General features: G+C 30.0%; 17 protein-coding genes. 2 read left to right on the top strand and 15 right to left on the bottom strand.

All coding sequences use genetic code 11. The annotated features are described in order from the left end of the window. Positions 1-28: 28 nt before the first annotated feature. Positions 29-451, top strand: a complete 423-nt coding sequence (locus ARA56_RS01795; RefSeq protein WP_055263342.1) for a zinc ribbon domain-containing protein — start codon at positions 29-31, stop codon at positions 449-451. A 72-nt stretch (positions 452-523) separates the two neighbouring features. On the opposite strand, the gene ARA56_RS01790 is transcribed toward ARA56_RS01795, so the two are convergent. Further along, positions 524-718 (bottom strand): hypothetical protein, encoded by a 195-nt coding sequence (locus ARA56_RS01790; RefSeq protein ID WP_055263340.1) that lies wholly within the window; start codon positions 716-718, stop codon positions 524-526. A gap of 308 nt (positions 719-1,026) precedes the next feature. Here ARA56_RS01790 and ARA56_RS16555 point away from each other — a divergent pair, with 308 nt between their 5' ends. Next, on the top strand, positions 1,027-1,185 hold the full coding sequence (locus ARA56_RS16555) for a hypothetical protein (protein ID WP_156334246.1): 159 nt from the start codon (positions 1,027-1,029) through the stop codon (positions 1,183-1,185). A 58-nt stretch (positions 1,186-1,243) separates the two neighbouring features. On the opposite strand, the gene ARA56_RS01785 is transcribed toward ARA56_RS16555, so the two are convergent. From ARA56_RS01785 to topA, 14 genes are all read right to left on the bottom strand, one after another. Further along, on the bottom strand, positions 1,244-2,035 hold the full coding sequence (locus ARA56_RS01785; RefSeq protein WP_055263338.1) for a class I SAM-dependent methyltransferase: 792 nt from the start codon (positions 2,033-2,035) through the stop codon (positions 1,244-1,246). Between the two features lie 154 nt (positions 2,036-2,189). After that, on the bottom strand, positions 2,190-6,527 hold the full coding sequence (locus ARA56_RS01780; RefSeq protein WP_055263336.1) for a PolC-type DNA polymerase III: 4,338 nt from the start codon (positions 6,525-6,527) through the stop codon (positions 2,190-2,192). Positions 6,528-6,632: 105 nt separating this feature from the next. Beyond that, positions 6,633-7,592 (bottom strand): patatin-like phospholipase family protein, encoded by a 960-nt coding sequence (locus tag ARA56_RS01775; RefSeq protein ID WP_055263332.1) that lies wholly within the window; start codon positions 7,590-7,592, stop codon positions 6,633-6,635. 142 nt (positions 7,593-7,734) lie between these two features. Further along, positions 7,735-8,784, bottom strand: a complete 1,050-nt coding sequence (gene ispG, locus ARA56_RS01770) for a flavodoxin-dependent (E)-4-hydroxy-3-methylbut-2-enyl-diphosphate synthase (protein ID WP_055263330.1) — start codon at positions 8,782-8,784, stop codon at positions 7,735-7,737. A gap of 11 nt (positions 8,785-8,795) precedes the next feature. Beyond that, the gene (locus tag ARA56_RS01765) at positions 8,796-9,815 is read right to left on the bottom strand and encodes a M50 family metallopeptidase (protein WP_055263328.1); all 1,020 of its coding nucleotides are present in this window, start codon (positions 9,813-9,815) and stop codon (positions 8,796-8,798) included. An 11-nt stretch (positions 9,816-9,826) separates the two neighbouring features. Beyond that, positions 9,827-10,987, bottom strand: coding sequence for a 1-deoxy-D-xylulose-5-phosphate reductoisomerase (locus tag ARA56_RS01760; protein WP_055263326.1), 1,161 nt, complete (start codon positions 10,985-10,987; stop codon positions 9,827-9,829). 211 nt (positions 10,988-11,198) lie between these two features. Further along, entirely contained in the window at positions 11,199-11,993 is a 795-nt protein-coding gene (locus ARA56_RS01755; protein WP_055263324.1) for a phosphatidate cytidylyltransferase, read from the bottom strand. Between the two features lie 16 nt (positions 11,994-12,009). Continuing rightward, positions 12,010-12,765, bottom strand: a complete 756-nt coding sequence (locus ARA56_RS01750) for an isoprenyl transferase (protein ID WP_055263322.1) — start codon at positions 12,763-12,765, stop codon at positions 12,010-12,012. Positions 12,766-12,840: 75 nt separating this feature from the next. Beyond that, the gene (frr, locus tag ARA56_RS01745) at positions 12,841-13,398 is read right to left on the bottom strand and encodes a ribosome recycling factor (protein ID WP_055263320.1); all 558 of its coding nucleotides are present in this window, start codon (positions 13,396-13,398) and stop codon (positions 12,841-12,843) included. Positions 13,399-13,412: 14 nt separating this feature from the next. Then, a complete protein-coding gene (gene pyrH, locus ARA56_RS01740) occupies positions 13,413-14,123 on the bottom strand; it encodes a UMP kinase (protein WP_055263318.1) in 711 nt (236 codons plus the stop codon). A gap of 70 nt (positions 14,124-14,193) precedes the next feature. Next, positions 14,194-15,105: a translation elongation factor Ts gene (tsf, locus tag ARA56_RS01735; RefSeq protein WP_055263316.1), complete on the bottom strand. Its 912-nt coding sequence runs from the start codon at positions 15,103-15,105 to the stop codon at positions 14,194-14,196. Positions 15,106-15,189: 84 nt separating this feature from the next. Beyond that, entirely contained in the window at positions 15,190-15,891 is a 702-nt protein-coding gene (rpsB, locus tag ARA56_RS01730) for a 30S ribosomal protein S2 (protein WP_055263315.1), read from the bottom strand. Positions 15,892-16,153: 262 nt separating this feature from the next. Beyond that, a complete protein-coding gene (gene codY / locus ARA56_RS01725) occupies positions 16,154-16,930 on the bottom strand; it encodes a GTP-sensing pleiotropic transcriptional regulator CodY (protein WP_055263313.1) in 777 nt (258 codons plus the stop codon). A 143-nt stretch (positions 16,931-17,073) separates the two neighbouring features. Beyond that, positions 17,074-19,158 (bottom strand): type I DNA topoisomerase, encoded by a 2,085-nt coding sequence (topA, locus tag ARA56_RS01720; RefSeq protein WP_055263311.1) that lies wholly within the window; start codon positions 19,156-19,158, stop codon positions 17,074-17,076.

Here is a 19,158-nt window from a genome sequence, read left to right as displayed (position 1 = left end):
CATAATTAATATTTTTAGGAGTGATAAAATGAATTTTTTAAAAGGTTCTTATGGAGTAGATTTATTATCTTTATTCCTTATTTTATTATCTTGTATTTTAAATATATGGGATATTACTAGAATATTTTCTATTGCATTGTTAATATTTGCTTTTTATAGAGCTTTTTCAAAGAAAATATATAAACGAAGAGAAGAATATAATATATTCTATACTTATACAAATAAACTATTATCAAAATTCGGAAAATCCCTTCCTTACAATATACCAGTTTATGACCTAAATAACCTTTCTAAAATATTTGAAAACTTTAACTATTGGTTAAATCAAAAGAAAAACTATAAGATTACAAAATGTCCAAACTGTAAGCAAAAATTAAGATTACCAAGAGGAAAGGGAAATATAGTTGTAACTTGTAAAAAATGTTCAACTAAGTTTGATTTTAGAACTTAAAAAAAATGCTATTGCTCCTTTAAAACTGCAATAGCATTTTTTCATTATATATAATTATAATTTTCACTTAACTTATGTACTTTTTATGAACTTTTCTAAAATATCTAGAATTTTAAACTCTGGAGCTTCTTCTCTTAATTTATCTAATTCTACTAGATTCTCTTTAGCCTTTTCAATTGTTTCCCTGTCAATATACTCATTTACAAAGTCATCATTACAATATAATTTATATTTATATATGCTCTCTACATCTAAAACTTCTACCATTTTATATTCTTTTTTGTTAATTTCTTCTTGCAGGTAAAATTTGTTAAATTTTATTATTTATAGTATATAACCTTTATACCTCTTTATCATTAGGATAATAATTCCGATAAGCTACTATTGAATCTACCTCTTCCTTACTTTTTAAACTTTCCTTTCCTTTGCTTTTTGCACCTTTATTCTTTTTTACCACCGATACTTCACCTCTTATATATTAATTACTATTATAAATTTTTATATTTATAATATGTCACTTTATTACTAATACTATTATTAATATAATTTATATTCTTTTATAAGGAGATATCAAAATGAAAAAATTAACATTTATTCTTTTAGTTTTTTTACAACTTAATTTAATTAGTAATATAGTTTATAGTTTATCTGTATTTAATGCTTATGATTTTAAATCTTATGATTATCAAGAACCAACCTACAAAATAATGTTACCTAAATGGTGGAATAACTAAAATAAAAGCTTGAGAAGAGCCAAATACTCTCCTCAAGCCTTATTACTTATTATTTAAACTACTGTTTAACACCTTTAGCAATTAGATTTATAAGAATAACTATTGTATTTTTAGAACTGATCATATCTTTACTTTGCTTTAACAAATGAGCTAGCTTAGGATTAACTCTGGATAAATTCTTAATATCTTCATTTGTAATATTCATTTCTCCTGCAATGCTTCCAACGCCAACTATATCACTATGGATAGCTACAGCCTCAAAATCTAATCCATTAAATCCTCCTAGTTTTAGTATTCTTAAAAGCTTTCTTCCAACTTCCCTATTCCATCTAGCTTTCTTCTCTAGTCTCCCAAGTATATTTCTTTCATTTTTTAATATGTCCGGTTCACTTATTCCCCATACCCCTCTATCTGAATCTATAACTGAAACTATACCTCCATACTTTAAAACCCTATAGATCTCTTTACTTGCAGCTATAGGATCATCTAAATGTTGAAAAACAAATCTACTTACTACAAAGTCATATTTTTCACCATCCAGACTATTATTATAAATTGATTCTTCTTTGAATTCCACTCTACCTTCATATTCGCTTAGATTCTCTTTGGCAAATTTCATAAAATCACTATCTGGCTCTAATAAAGTAACTTTGCAATTTGGCAAATTTTCTAATAAAAGCTTTGAAAAAAATCCTGGTCCTCCTCCTAAATCTAGTATTTTCATACCATCTTCTAACCCTAACCATTTCAAAGTTCTAAATTCTTTTTCCCATCCTAGGCTAACTTGTCTTTCTAATCTATTTATTTCAGCCTTAACTCCTATTAAATTATAAAGGTCACTATAATTCACAATTAACTCCCATTAATATTATTTGTATTCATATTATGATTAAAACTTAATATTTGTTAATTTTATAGTATTATTCTTATTATTAATTCTATTTATAATAAAAGAGATTAATTTAAAATTATAAAATTTAAAATTAATCTCTTAACTATAAATATTAAAATAATGATAATTGGTTTGTCTCAGACATTCCTTCTAAACATCCATGATTGCTTAAAGTTTCTATAACTGTTTTAGAAACCTTAGTTCTAAGTCTTAAATCTTCCTTAGATATAAATTCTCCATTAACTCTTGCTTCAGCTATTGCTTTAGCTGCATTTACTCCAACTCCCTGAAGAGAGCTTAGTGGAGGTCTTAATGAATTATCTACTATTAAAAATTTAGTTGCATCTGATTCATATAAATCAACCTTAAGCATCTTAAATCCTCTTTTATACATTTCAAAAGAAAGTTCACAAACAGTAATTAATCCCTTATCTTTTACAGTTGCACTATTTCCAAGTGCATACAATTCTTGTAATTTTGCATGAACAGCCCCTTCACCTTTGCAAATCAAATCTGCATCAAAGTCATCAGCTCCTCTTACTGTAAAATATGTTGCATAATAAGCAAGTGGGTAATAAACTTTAAAGTAAGCAACTCTAACAGCCATCATTACATACGCAACGGCGTGTCCCTTCGGGAACATGTACTTAATTCTTTTACAACTTTCTATATACCAATCCTCAACGTTATTTTCTTTCATGGTCTTTTCAAACTCTTCAGTAAGCCCCTTACCTTTTCTTACACTTTCCATTATTGTAAAAGCAGTTTTAGGAGCTACGCCTTTATACATAAGATAAACCATAATATCATCTCTTGTAGCTATACAGTCTCTAAGTGTTGTATATCCTTCCTTAATAAAATACTGAGCATTATTAAGCCAAACATCAGTACCATGTGATAAACCTGATATTCTTACTAAGTCCGAAAAAGTTTGTGGTTGTGTATCCACAAGCATTTGCCTAACGAATTTAGTTCCAAACTCCGGCAACCCATATGAACCAACTTCACACTCTAATTCCTCTTTAGTAACTCCTAAAGCATCAGGAGATGTAAATAATGATAATACTTTTTTATCATTCAACGGTATAGTCTTAGGATCTACTCCAGTAATATCTTGAAGCATTCTAAGTACCGTCGGATCGTCGTGTCCAAGTATATCTAACTTAAGCAATCTACCTGATATTGAATGATAATCAAAGTGTGTTGTTGTAACATCTGACGTTGAATCATCTGCTGGCCTTTGTATTGGTGTGAAGTTATATACTTCTGTATAATTAGGAACAACCATAATACCACCTGGATGTTGCCCTGTAGTTCTTTTTATTCCAGTACATCCTATAGTCAATCTTTCTATTTCTGCTTGTGATACTTGCATACCTTTTTGATCTAGATATTTTTTAACAAATCCATAGGCTGTTTTTTCAGCCACTGTACCTATTGTTCCAGCTTTAAATACATATCCTTTACCAAATAATACTTCTGTATACTTATGAATATCCGCTTGGTTATCTCCTGAGAAATTTAAGTCTATATCTGGCTCTTTATCACCTTCAAAACCTAGGAATGTTTCGAAAGGTATATCATGCCCATCTTTAATATAAGGAACACCACAATCTGGACAATCTTTATCTTCTAAATCCGCTCCAGAACTTACTGATCCATCTAAGAAGAAATGTGACTTTTTGCATTTCGGACAAACATAATGTGGTGGTAATCCATTAACTTCTGTTATATCTGACATAGTAGCAACAAAAGAAGATCCAACAGATCCTCTTGATCCAACTAGATATCCATCAGAATATGACTTTGCCACTAACTTTTGTGCAATAAGATAAAGAACAGCATATCCATTATTAATAATAGAATTTAATTCTTTATCCAATCTTTTTTGAACAACTTCTGGTAAATTCTCTCCATAAATTGAGTGTACTTTATTCATGGTCATATTTCTAATATCATCATCAGCACCTTCAATTTTAGGTGGATATGTTTCATCTGGTATAGGTTTTACTACATCTATAGAATCTGCTATTGCTTGTGGATTCTTAATTACTACCTCTTTAGCAATTTCACTACCTAAATACGAAAACTCTTTTAACATTTCTTCGGTAGTTTTAAAATATAGTGGTGGCTGGTTATCTGCATCACCGAAACCTTGCCCTGCCATTATTATTCTTCTAAAAGCTTCATCATAAGGTTCTAAGAAGTGAACATCTCCCGTAGCCACTGTCGGTTTATTTATTTCCTTTGCTAAATTATAAATCTTTCTGTTAATTTCCTTTAACTCATTTTCATCCTTAACATTACCTTTTTCTATTAGATATGCATTATTTGCTATCGGTTGAATTTCAACATAATCGTAAAAACTCATTATCTCTTTAATTTCTTCATCACTTTGACCACCAAGCACAGCTCTATAAATTTGCCCTGCCTCACAAGCTCCACCAATTATTAAGCCATCTCTCATTTCCATAAGTCTTGATTTTTTAGTTCTTGGCCTCCTAAAGAAGTTATCTATATGTGCCTCTGAAACCAGCTTATATAAATTTTTTATACCTTCTTGAGTTTTAGCTAATATAATTATATGATATGTCGGTAATTTTTTTATATCAACTTTATCCAAGAATACCTTATTAAGCTCTGTTAAAGTTTCAACTTCTAACTCTTCTTTTATCTTCTTAATACACTCTACTAAAATATCAGCTGTAGCTTTAGCATCATCTACCGCTCTATGATGGCTTTCAAGTTTAACACCTAAATATTTTGCTACTATATTCAATTTTACCGACTTTAATTCTGGATATAAAAATCTACAAACCTGTACTGTATCAACTACTGTAGGTGAGAATTCTAATCCCATATCATTACAATTTTTTGCTATAAAACTACAGTCAAAGCTTGCATTATGTGCAACTACAACTGAATCTCCAATAAAGTCAATAAACCTTGGTAATACATCATGTATACTCTGTGCATCTCTTACCATATCTTCAGTTATTCCAGTTAATTCTGTTATCTTATATGGTATAGCTCTTCTTGGATTTACAAATTCACTAAAGTTATCTATTATTACTCCACTTTTTATCTTAACAGCACCAATTTCAATTATAGAATCATTTTTCGGAGAAAACCCTGTTGTTTCTAAATCAAACACTACATATGTATCATCTAGACTTTGTCCTTTTTCATTTAATGCTAATGGTACTCCGTCATCTACTAAGTATCCTTCAACACCATATAGTACTTTTATCTTATTTTTCTTAGCAGCACTTTGGGCATCAGGGAATGCTTGAACAACTCCATGATCTGTAATTGCAACTGCTGAATGTCCCCACTTAGCAGCTCTTTCTATTATCTTACTTACAGGGGTAACTCCATCCATAGCACTCATAGTAGTATGGCAATGAAGCTCAACTCTTTTTTCTTCAGCTCCATCCATTCTTTCTATCTTTTTCATCTTTAAAATATCTCTTCCCATAAGTACAACTTCTCTTGCATAAGAATCATAAACAGCTTCTCCTCTTACTTTGCAATAAAGTCCCTTTTTAATATTATCAAGAACTTCTTCTTTTTCTTGAGGTTTTAAGAAGCATTTAACAATTATTGATCCTGTAAAGTCTGTTATATAGAATGTTAATATTATCTTTCCAGTCTTTGTTTCCATAGTCTCTACTTTAAAGACTTCTCCAAGTACAGCTACATACCCAGAAGTTTCATTTATATCTCTAATTGCAGTAGCCTCAATAGAAATATTTCTACCGTAAATGGCATTCTCTGCTTTAGCTTCTCTTTTATATGTATTTTCCTTCTTTTCATATGGTTTTTTCTCAGCTGGCTTACTAGCAGGTTTTGTAACTTGCGGAGCTACACTTACCTCCTTAGCCCTATCTGACATAGCCTTTGCAATTAATTCTCTTTCTTTTCTCGCTGCTTCTTCTGGATCTATTATAACTTCCATCGATGGATCGAATTTTATTTCTATTCTACAATTAATTCCAAATATAATTTTTATGCTATTCTCTATATTTTTACTACCATCTTTAGAATTTAAATGCTCTGTAAGTTTATCATATCCATTAAGAACTAAAACCTTATTATCTTTTACTATCTTCTTACAATTCAACAATAAAGTTTTACATAAAGGCGTCTTCTTAATTATATCTGATACACATTCTACCCAATGATCATTTATTACTTCTTCTAAGCTTATATCACTAGCATCTCTATAGAAGATTATTTCAACAGTAATTTTTATCATAAGTGTTCTACATATAATATTTTTTATTAGTTGTTCCTCTTCTATAGCTAATTTTTCTTTTCCTCTTAAAACTACTTTCAATATATTGCTCTTTTTTAAAAATTGAAATTTTATTATTTTAAGTTCTTTATCTTCTAAGCTCTCATGTTTATTTATTTCAAGGGTTAACTTTTTTAAAACATCTTTGCCCATCTTGTACCCCCAATCAACTTTATCAATAAGTAACTACATTATTATAACACAAATTTATTTTTCTTAAATAAATTTAGAACTTGTATTAATTTCTAACTATATGCACTATAAATTAAATAGTTTAAATCTATTTAATAAATTATTATTATTTTCATTATTCCTTTTTATTAATTCTTCAATATTTCTTCCCTTTATCAATGCTATAACTATAGGAGACAATGCTACTAATCCATCTCTATACCCTAGTTCAACCCTATCATTTAATGTAGATTGATTTAGGTTTATAGTTCCCATTCCTTGAATAGTTTCTAAGTGAGCTGAAGGATATATTTCTATTATATTGTTATCTTTAAAATACTTTTTATCAATTTTATCTTTATGTGACAAATAAATTACTATTATAAGGTCACACTTGTGATTAATTACTGGTTTTATTGGAACATTATCAGCATTTTTATTTGGATACTTAGGATTATTAATTCCTCCATCTGCATATTTATATCCTTTAAACTGTATTGGTTTAAATATAAAAGGAATTGCACAAGATGCTAATGTTATGTCTATTACTTCATCTTCTGAATAATCATTTAATCTAAAATATTCAGGATGCCCTAAGTTAATATTATAAGCACAAGCATATATAGTTCTATTACACTTCTTTATTTCATTCATATTTATATATTCTTCTATAAACTGTTTCACTCCAGATTGTGATAATAAGCCTATGTCTCCCTGTCTAGCTAGATGAGTCTCAATTGTAGCTTTCTCACCAGTATATATTCTTTTAACTGCATCAGATATATTTTTATTTCGTATACTATCTTCATTTAAAATAAATCTTGAATAACTAACATTTGCCCAACTTGATTCTAAAACATTGCTATCATCCATAGAAAACATTAAACCATTAACCGTTCCTATAGATGTTCCAGATATAACAGATATATTTTTAACTATATCTAAATCCCACATAGCCTTAAAAACACCTGCTTCATATGCACCTTTTGCCCCTCCCCCAGATAAAACTAGACCTATGTTTATATCATCTATTTTCTTAGTAATCATATTCAAGTATCACCTCTCACAATTTTATAATAAATAATATTACTTCATAGTACATATATTAACTAACATTTATTAATTCTTAACTTTAAATTCTAAATTAAACAGAGGATACATCTCAATTTTAAAATGTATCCTCCGTTTATTAAAGTTTCTCTATTTCTTTCATTAACTCTTCAATTAAGTCTTCTTCCTTAACTTTCTTAATTATTTCTCCCTTTTTGAAAATTAATCCTTCACCATTTCCTCCAGCAATACCTATATCAGCTTCTCTTGCTTCCCCTGGGCCATTAACAACACAACCCATTACTGCAACCTTTATATTTTTATCACAATTCTCAAGTCTCTTTTCAACTTCTTCTGCAATTTTTATAAGATTGATTTGAGTTCTTCCACAGGTAGGGCAAGATACAAATGTCATACCTTGCTTTCTTAAGCCTAAAGCTATAAGCATTTCTTTTGCAACTTTTATTTCTTCTATAGGATCGCTTGTTAATGACACTCTAATTGTATCACCAATACCTTCAGCTAATAATGTTCCTATCCCTAAAGTTGACTTTATAGTACCACGGAATACAGTTCCTGATTCAGTAACACCTAAATGAAGTGGATAATCACATTCTTTGCTCATTAATCTATATGCTTCTATCATCATAGGAACATCGGAAGACTTTATAGATATTACTATATCAAAAAAGTTCAATTCTTCTAATATTTTTACATGTCTTAAAGCAGATTCAACTAAACCTTTTGCTGTTGGTCTACCATCTCTTTCTAGTATATCTTTTTCTAAAGAACCTGAATTAACACCAATTCTTATCGGAATATTCTTTTCTTTAGCCGCTTCAGTAACTATTTTAACTCTTTCAACATTTCCAATATTACCTGGATTTAATCTTATTGCAGAAACACCATTTTCTATAGATTTAAGCGCTAATCTATAATCAAAATGTATATCTGCAACTACAGGCATAGGAGAATTTTCACAAATCTCCTTTAAACTTTCTGCAGCTTTCATATCAGGTACTGCACATCTTATTATTTCACAACCTGCTACATGTAATGCTCTTATTTGATTTAAAGTAGCTTCTACATCTCTTGTATCTGTATTAGTCATAGATTGAATACTTACTGGTGCATCTCCACCAACATAAACATTTCCGACTTTAACTTTTCTTGTAATTCTTCTTTCCATTTATTCATCTCCTAAAGTTTAACTGGGAAAATTATATCCTTCAATGTTACTATTATCATAAATCCTATTAATATCATAAACCCAACATAATTTACAGCTCCTACTATCTTATCTGGGACTTTTCTCCTTGTTATTAATTCTATAAGCAAAATTACTGTCCATCCACCATCTAATGCTGGGAATGGCAATAAATTAAACACTGCTAAATTTATACTTATAAATGCTAAGAAATATGCAAGTGTATATAGCCCATTTTTAGCTGCTTGCCCTGAAATTTTTATTATTGTTACTGGCCCACCAACGTCTGTCTTAAAGTTTAACTTACCTGTTACTAGTAATTTTAAACTTTTATACGTTTGCCCAACTAAAGATATTGTTTCATTAAATGTTGCTTTAATTGCCTGCCCTATTGTAGGATTTTCTACAGCAGAATAATAAAATCCTATTTGGTATATTTGACTACCATTCTCTTCTACCAACCTAGGTGTAATAGATAAATCTACTTTTTCTCCATTTCTATCAACTAATAAATTTACATTATCACCTTTAGATAATTGAATCTCTATAGAAACATCACTAGGCGTGAATACTCTTGATCCATTAATCTTTAAAATAGTATCTCCTGCCTGTAAGCCTGATTCTAAAGCTGGAGAATTCTCTACTACCTTACTTACTGTTTGTGTACTAAATCCTCTATTGAAGAAAAATACTGTAAAAATTACTAAAGCAAAAAGTATATTCATAATTGCTCCAGCAATAATAACTGAAATTCTTCTTAATGGTGATTTACTTGAGAAGCTTCTTTCATCATCTACTACTTCTTCTTCACCTAACATCTTAACATAACCACCAATAGGAAATAGTCTTAATGAATATTGTGTTTCTTTTCCCTTATGAGAAAAAATCTCTGGTCCCATTCCAATTGAAAACTCTTCTACTTTTATGCCATTTACCTTAGCCATTATGAAATGTCCTAATTCATGAACTATTATAAGCAAACTAAAACCAAGTATCGCTGCTATTATATACACTTATTTTCCTCCTAACACCATTTATTTCTAATGTATTTTCTTACTCTGCAATCTAAATCTATTATGTTGTCTAAAGTTAATTCATTATTTTTTTCATCTTTAAAGTGTTCTAATGATTCCTCAATTATTTCAGCTATTTGTAAGAATTTAATTTTTTCTTCTAATAATAATGCTACAGCCTCTTCATTTGCACCATTTAAAATAGTTGTAGCAAGACCACCTTCTTTTCCTGCTTTATATGCAAGTTCTAAACATTTAAAAGTATGTAAATCAGGCTTTTCAAATGTTAATGTAGCAATTTCATAAAAACTTATAGGTTTTGCAATTCTCTCTATTCTTTCTGGATAATTTAATGCATATTGAATCGGTAATCTCATATCTGGTGAACCTAATTGAGCTATAATACTAGCATCTTTATATTCTACCATAGAATGTATTATACTTTGAGGATGTACTACTACTTCAATATTATCGTAATCACAGTCAAATAAGAAATGTGCCTCAATAACTTCTAATCCTTTGTTCATCAAAGTAGCAGAATCTATTGATATCTTCTTCCCCATATTCCATTTAGGGTGTTTTAAAGCTTCATGTACAGTAACATTTTTAAGTTCCTCTATTTTTTTACCTCTAAAAGGTCCACCTGAAGCTGTTAAAATTATTTTATTTATATCTTTTGAAGTATACCCACTTAAAGACTGAAATATAGCACTATGCTCAGAATCCACTGGAAGTATTTTCACTCCCATTTCTCTTGCTTTGTCCATTACAAGTTCCCCTGCTACAACTAAAGTTTCTTTATTAGCAAGAGCTATATCTTTTCCTGCTTCTATAGCTGCCATAGTAGGTCTTAAACCAATCATACCAACTACCGATGTAACTACTGTATCAATTTCATCTAATGAAGCTATTTCTATTAATCCCTCTATACCTTCTAAAACCTTTATGTCAAGATCATTACTACTACAATAATTTTGTATTTCTTTAGCACAATCTTTATCCATCATAGCCACATATTTAGGTGAAAATTCTTTTATAATTTCAATTACCTTCTTAACAGAAGAATTTGCTGTAATCCCTATAAGATTTATTTTATTAGTTGAATTTCTAATAACATCTAGTGTCTGCGTTCCTATGGAGCCTGTAGCTCCTAAAATAGAAATGTTTTTCATTTTTACCTCCTACGTTTTTAATTTATATGTTTTACTAAACAATATAAATTATGTAATTCCTTATTGATATTTTATATTATTCCTTTCAGAAAAACAATTAATGTTACCTTCTTTTAATTATATATTTAAATTTGTAAATACATTACTTATTTTTTAATATAAAGAATACTAAAATAGGAGCCATAAAAAATAGCTCCTATTTTAGCATTATTTATATTTTAACAATAAAAGTTAAATAATAAAATACTACCATTCCATTAAATAAAATAGAGTCAAATCTGTCCAATATACCACCATGTCCTGGAATTATATTACCATAATCTTTAATACCAACAGCTCTTTTAACTGAAGATGCTACTAAATCTCCAAACTGTCCCATAATTCCGCATAAAGCTCCAATTAAAAAGTAATGAATTAAATCTACTCCAGGTACATATTTACCAATTATCATCCCAAAAATTCCACATCCTATAACACTTCCTAGAAATCCGCCTAAAGCACCTGCTATAGTTTTTTTTGGACTAACTTTTGGACATAACTTTTTCTTGCCTAGATATTTTCCACTATAATATGCTAAAGTATCACAAAGCCAAGATCCAATAAATACTAGCCATATTAAGTATTGTCCTCCTACCTTATTATTGATAATAGGTAAAAAACTAAATAATATTCCTACATAAATAAATCCCAAAATAGTTACAGCTACATCCATAAATGAATACTTTAAGTCTATAACTGGAATTATTAAAGCTATTACAGTTATAAAAATAAGAATATATAACATATTTTCAAAATTATTATTGATTAAATAATATATAGCTAATAGAATATATCCTATTATTGGTAATGTCTTTATCTCTTTGCTTTTAAGCGCATTGTAAAACTCGTATAATCCAACTGCTGAAATTACTATTGTAAATAACTTTAATGGCATTCCCCCCAAAAATACAAATATTAATAGGGGAGCAAGTATTAGCGCTCCTAAATATCTACTATTTGATTTCATATATCCACCTCAATTATTATACTCCACCAAATCTTCTATCTCTATTTTGATAATCATAAATAGCCTTTTGTAAATCGGATTCACTAAAATCAGGCCAATTTACATTAGAATACCAAAATTCTGAATAAGCACATTGCCATAACAAGAAGTTACTTATTCTTTGCTCTCCTGAAGGTCTTATGATTAAATCTGGATCTGGCGAATTTTTTGTGTATAGATAATTATTAAATAAATCTTCGTCTATATTTTCTTTATTTATCTTTCCAGATTCTATATCAGAAGCTATATTTTTTACAGCTCTAACTATTTCATCTCTACCACCGTAATTAAAAGCAACATTTAAAACTATTCCTTTATTATCTTTTGTTAATTCTATTGCTTCATAAATTTTATTCTTAACTTGATCTGGTAAAGCATCAACATCACCTAAAATTCTTAAAACAACTCCATTTTGATGCAAAGCTTCAACTTCATTAGTTAAATATTGCACTAACAATTTCATTAATGCTTCTACTTCATCTTTTGGTCTTTTCCAATTTTCTGTAGAAAATGCATACAAAGTCATATATTCTACACCTAATCTATCAGCTTCTTTAAGGATTTTTCTTATAGTTTCTACACCAGCTTTGTGTCCCATCGATCTTGGAAGTTTTCTTTTCTTAGCCCATCTTCCATTTCCATCCATAATTATAGCTATATGTTTAGGAATTTTATTAAAATCAAGTTGAATTTCTTCATTAATTTCTTTATCCTTTTTAAATAGCTTAAGCATATTTAACTCTCCTCCATCATCACAAAGCAACCTTTGAAAAATATATTATGGAAAAAACCTGCTAAATAGCAGGTTTTAAATTGACATAATCTCTTTTTCCTTAGCTACTATTATTCCGTCTATTTCTTTAACGAATAAATCAGTCTTCTTTTGAACTCCATCTTCTGCCTTTTTAACTTCATCATCAGATATGTGTCCATCTTTCTTTAATGCTTTAATCTTTTCATTAGCATCTCTTCTTATAGATCTTATAGCTATTTTAGCATCTTCTCCTACAGCCTTAACATTTTTAACAAGTCTTTTTCTTGTTTCTTCTGTTAATTCTGGAACTAATAATCTTATTACTGATCCATCATTTGAAGGATTTATTCCTAAATCAGATTTTAATATAGCTTTTTCTATCTCCTTTAATAAAGGCTTCTCCCATGGAGTAATAACTAACATTCTTGGTTCTGGAGCAGAAATATTTGCTACTTGAGATAATTGACATTGGCTTCCATAGTAGTCAACGAAAATTCTATCAAGCATTGTTGGGTTTGCTCTCCCCGCTTTCATTGTCGATAAATCTGAAGTTAAAACTGAAACAGTTTTTTTCATCTTAGCTTCTGCAGTATTAATTATGTCTTTAATCATATTTTACCTCCTTATTACTTAGATACTATTGTACCTATCTTTTCACCTTTAATCGCTCTTTTTATATTACCTTCATCACTTATTCCAAATACTAATATTGGGATATTATTGTCCATACATAGAGTTGTTGCAGTTGTATCCATAACTTGTAACCCTTGTTCAATAACTTCCATATATGTAAGTTTATCATATTTTTTTGCATCTGCAAACTTATTTGGATCTTTATCGTATACACCATCAACATTTTTTGCTAATAGAATTACATCTGCTTCTATTTCTGCTGCTCTTAATGCTGCAGCTGTGTCAGTTGAAAAATATGGATTACCTGATCCTGCTCCAAATATTACAACTCTTCCTTTTTCTAAATGTCTAACTGCTCTTCTTCTTATAAAAGGTTCTGCAATTTCTTTCATTTCTATAGCTGTTTGTACTCTAGTTAAAACTCCAATTCCTTCTAAAGCATCTTGAAGTGCTAAAGCATTTATACATGTAGCTAACATTCCCATATGATCAGCGGTAGTTCTGTCCATTCCTTCACCAGTTCTACCTCTCCATATATTTCCTCCACCTACAACTAAACCAACTTCTACGCCCATATCTACTAAAGATTTGACTTCTCTAGCAATTCTTCCAACTGTTTCGAAATCAAATCCAAAACCATTTTCTCCTGATAAAGCTTCACCTGAAACCTTTAACATAACTCTTTTATAAGCACATTTCTCCATGGAAATACCTCCCGCAATCTGTATAATATAATTTCTAAAAAAAGAGAACACAAAAGTGTTCTCCTTGATATTACATACCCATAGTCTTAGCTACTTCTGCTGCGAAGTCTTCTTCAACCTTTTCGATACCTTCTCCTCTTTCGAATCTAGCGTATCTAGTGATAGCTATTGGAGAACCAACTTCTTTAGATTTTTCTTCTAAGAACTTAGCTATTGATTTATCTCCATCTTTAACCCATGCTTGATCTAAAAGACAAACTTCTTTATAGTACTTTTGAATTCTTCCCATAACCATTTTTTCAACGATATTTTCTGGTTTTCCTTCATTTAATGCTTGAACTCTGTAGATTTCTTTTTCTTTTTCTAAAGATTCGTTATCTACTTGTTCTCTGCTTAAGAATAGAGGATTTGCAGCCGCAACTTGCATACAAACTTCTCTAGCAACTTCTTCTAATATAGCGCTATCAGTGTCGCAAGAAACTTCTACCATAACACCAATTCTTCCGCCACCGTGTATGTAGCTAGCTATCGCACCATTTTCTATGTTAAATTTAACGAATCTTCTAACTGTCATGTTTTCACCTAATTTAGCGATTAAAGCTGTTAAAGCTTCTTGAACAGTAGTTTCTCCTTCAAATTTTTCAGCAACTAATTCTTCAACAGTTGTAGCTGAAGTGTTAGCAGCCATTTCTGCAACTTTAGTAGCAAAGCTAACAAATTCATCGTTAGCAGCAACGAAGTCAGTTTCACAGTTAACTTCTACCATACCAGCAGTTTTCTTATCAGCGCTTACGAAAGTCTTAACGATACCTTCAGCAGCAACTCTACCAGCTTTTTTAGCAGCAGCAGCTAATCCCTTTTCTCTTAAAAATTCAACAGCTTTTTCTATGTCACCTTCAGTTGCAACTAAAGCCTTTTTGCAGTCCATCATTCCTGCACCAGTCATTTCTCTTAATTCTTTAACTGATTTAGCAGTTATCATCCTAAATTCCTCCTTAACATTAAATGTAAACCATATTTTAGGCTAAAAGGTAAATGAAGTTTCCCTCACCTACCTTTTAAAATATTATTCAGCTAATTGTTCACCTTGTCTAGCTTCGATAATTCCATCAGCAAGTTTAGCAGTTATTAATTTAACAGCTCTTATTGCATCATCGTTACCTGGAATTACGTAATCTACTTCTTCAGGGTCACAGTTTGTATCAACTATAGCTACAACTGGGATTCCTAATATCTTAGCTTCAGATATAGCGTTCTTTTCTTTTCTTGGGTCTACTACGAACATAGCTCCAATATTGTTAACGTCTAAGTTTCTGATACCACCAAGGTTGTTTTCTAATTTTTCCATTTCACCTTTTAATTTGATAACTTCTTTCTTAGGTAAAACTTCGAAAGTTCCGTCTTCTTCCATTTTTTGTAACTTTTCTAATCTTGCTATTCTAGTCTTTATAGTCTTGAAGTTAGTTAACATACCACCTAACCATCTGTTGTTAACGTAGTGCATGTTTGATCTTATAGCTTCTTCTTGGATAGCTTCTTGAGCTTGTTTCTTAGTTCCTACGAAAAGGATATCTTTTCCTTCTGCAGATACTTCTCTGATGAAGTTATAAGCTTCTTCAACCTTTTTAACTGTTTTTTGAAGATCGATTATATATATTCCATTTCTTTCTGTGAATATATAAGGAGCCATCTTAGGGTTCCATCTTCTAGTTTGGTGTCCAAAGTGAACTCCAGCTTCTAATAATTGTTTCATTGATATAACTGACATTCTGTTACCTCCTGGTTTTTTCCTCCATAGTCTTCATTTTAATAAAGTTTCCTAAAAAGGCACCGACTTTATTTATTGGACTATGTGTGTATTTTGTTACCTAGGATAGTATAACACAAGCTATATATCCTAGCAATAAAAATTTTTCAACTTTTTTATCTTTATAAAATAATTCACTACGTTTATTATTATTACCTAAAACTTTTAAAAATAATTCTAAATAATTTAATAAAAAAAGCTGTGATTTTCACAGCTTTAACAATTATTTCATTTTTTTAAGTTCATGAATTAATTTTTCATTTAATATTTTTATATGAGTTCCCTTCATTCCTAAAGATCTTGACTCAATTACTCCTGCACTTTCAAATTTTCTTAACGCATTAACAATTACACTTCTAGTAATTCCTACTTTGTCAGCGATTTTTGAAGCAACTAATAACCCTTCATTTCCTTCTAACTCATTAAAAATATGTTCAATAGCTTCAAGTTCTGAATAAGATAAAGTTCCAATTGCCAGCTGAACTACAGCCTTCTTTCTTGCTTCTTCTTCTAATTCATCTTGTTTAGCTCTTAATATTTCCATTCCTACTACTGTAGCACTATATTCTGCTAAAACCAAATCTTCATCTGTAAATTCTTCACCAAATCTAGCTAAAAGTAGAGTTCCTAACTTTTCTCTATTTCCAATTATCGGAACAACAGTTGAAACTTTATCTTTCATTGGACATTGTCCTTCACCCTCAAAGACACATAATCCCTTATTTTTGATATTAGCTATAGTTTGTGATGCACTTAATAAGTCATCATTGTATATTCCAGGGAACATTTTATCATTAACTACATACTTTCTCATTATTTCACATTCGAAGTTTTCTAGAAATGTATGTCCCAAAATTTTTCCTTTTCTACTTATTATATAAACATTAGCACATAAAACTTCACTTAAAAGTGCACATATATCTTCAAATGCTACTGGTTCAGTTCCACCCTTTTGTAATATTCTATTTAGCTTTCTCGTTTTATCTAATAATGATGACATAAATATCATTCCCCTCATTTAACCTTTAATATTCAACATTTTCTAACCATTATAATTCTCATAGATATAATCATAGTATCATAAGCAATTAAAGATTTCAACATTTTTTACACTTTTTCGACATAGTTGAAATGAGGGTCTTTTTATTCTGTTTTTTCTTCTAACTTTTTAGTTTCATTGCATTCAGTATTAGAACACTGAGCATATTTACCTTTTGTTTTACTAAACTTTAAGACCATGTATGATCCACATTTATCGCATTTTTCATTTAAAGGCTCATTCCAACTTACAAAGTCACAATTAGGATAATTAGAACATCCAAAGAATTTTTTACCCTTCTTACTCTTTCTAGCCAAAATTTTTCCTCCACATTTCGGACACGGTACATCTAATTCCTCTACTATAGGCTTAGCATTTTTACATTCTGGATAACCAGGACAAGCTAAGAAATCTCCGTATCTTCCATGCTTTATAACCATCATTCTTCCACACTTATCACATGGAACATCACTTACTTTATCTTCAATTACTACTTTTGAAACTTCTTTTTCAGCTTTATCAATAGCAACTTTTAATGGTCCAAAGAATTCAGCTACTACTTTAGTCCAAGACTCACTGCCCTCTTCAATATTATCTAATTTATGTTCCATTTCAGCTGTAAAATCTACATCCACAATTTGCTTAAAATAATCTGAAAGTATATTATTAACAATAAACCCTAATTCAGTTGGTATTAAATTTTTCTTTTCTCTTACAATATATTCCCTACTTAAAAGAGTAGATATTGTCGGAACATAAGTACTTGGACGTCCTATTCCTTTTTCTTCTAACAATTTAACAAAAGAAGCTTCTGTATATCTTGCTGGTGGTTGAGTAAAGTGCTGATTTCCATCAACTGAATGAGAATCTAAAATCTCATTTTCCTCTAACGTAGGTAATAAAACATCACTTTCTTCATCTTCAGTAGTGTAATCATACACTTTCATAAACCCATCAAATTTCATCGTTGAACCAGTGGCTCTAAATTTATAATCACCATTAGTTATATCTATACTATTAGTATTTAATTCACAGCCTGCCATTTGACTTGCTACAAATCTTTGCCAAATTAGTGTATATAACTTATATTGTTCTGGAGTTAAATTATCTTTTGCAACTTCTGGTGTAATTTCAACATATGATGGTCTTATAGCTTCATGCGCATCTTGTATATTCTTTTTGCTTTTATAATTTCTTGGAGTAGCTGGTATATATTCAGCTCCATAACTATTTGTTATAAAGTCACGTGCCTTTCCTTGAGCTTCTTCTGAAATTCTTACAGAGTCAGTTCTCATATAAGTAATCAAACCAACAGTTCCATATCCTTTAACTTCAACACCTTCATACAGCACCTGTGCTATAGACATTGTTCTTTTTGTTACGAAGTTTAGCTTTCTAGAAGCGTCTTGTTGTAAAGTACTAGTTGTAAATGGCGGTAAAGGATTTTTAGTTTTTTTACCTTTTTTAACAGCTGTAACTTTATATTTATCATTTGATAAGTCTTCAATTATTTTTTCAGCCTCATCTTTAGAATCTATCTCTATCTTTTTATCTTTATATCTTAACAATCTAATAGGAAATTTCTTTTTATCTTTTTTTAGTACTACATCTACTGTCCAATATTCCTTTGGTATAAATGCTTTTACTTCCTCTTCTCTATCACAAATAAGTTTTAAAGCTGCTGATTGCACTCTACCAGCACTTAGACCCCACTTAACATTTTTCCATAAAATAGGACTTATTTCATAACCAACTAATCTATCTAACACTCTTCTAGCTTGTTGAGCATCAACTAGATTTTGATCTATTGCTCTCGCTTCTTTTATAGAAGATTTTACTGCTGTTTTAGTTATTTCGTTAAATACTATTCTACAATTCTCTTCTGGAGATATCTTTAAAACATTTGCTAAATGCCATGAAATAGCTTCTCCTTCTCTATCGGGGTCGGTTGCAAGATATATTTTATCTGCTTTTTTAGCACTCTTCTTTAATTTATCTAACAAATCACCTTTTCCTCGTATTGTGATATACTTTGGCGTAAAGTTATCCTCTATATCAACACCTAATTTACTTTTAGGTAAATCTCTTACATGTCCCATTGAAGCTTCAACAATATAATTTTTCCCTAAATACTTTCCTATTGTTTTAGCTTTAGCAGGTGATTCCACTATAACAAGTTTTTGACCCAT

Source organism: Clostridium disporicum (assembly GCF_001405015.1).
Classification (GTDB): Bacteria; Bacillota; Clostridia; order Clostridiales; family Clostridiaceae; genus Clostridium; species Clostridium disporicum_B.
The sequence above is the reverse complement of the archived record's forward strand: the minus strand, read 5'-3'. Positions and strand labels throughout refer to the sequence as shown.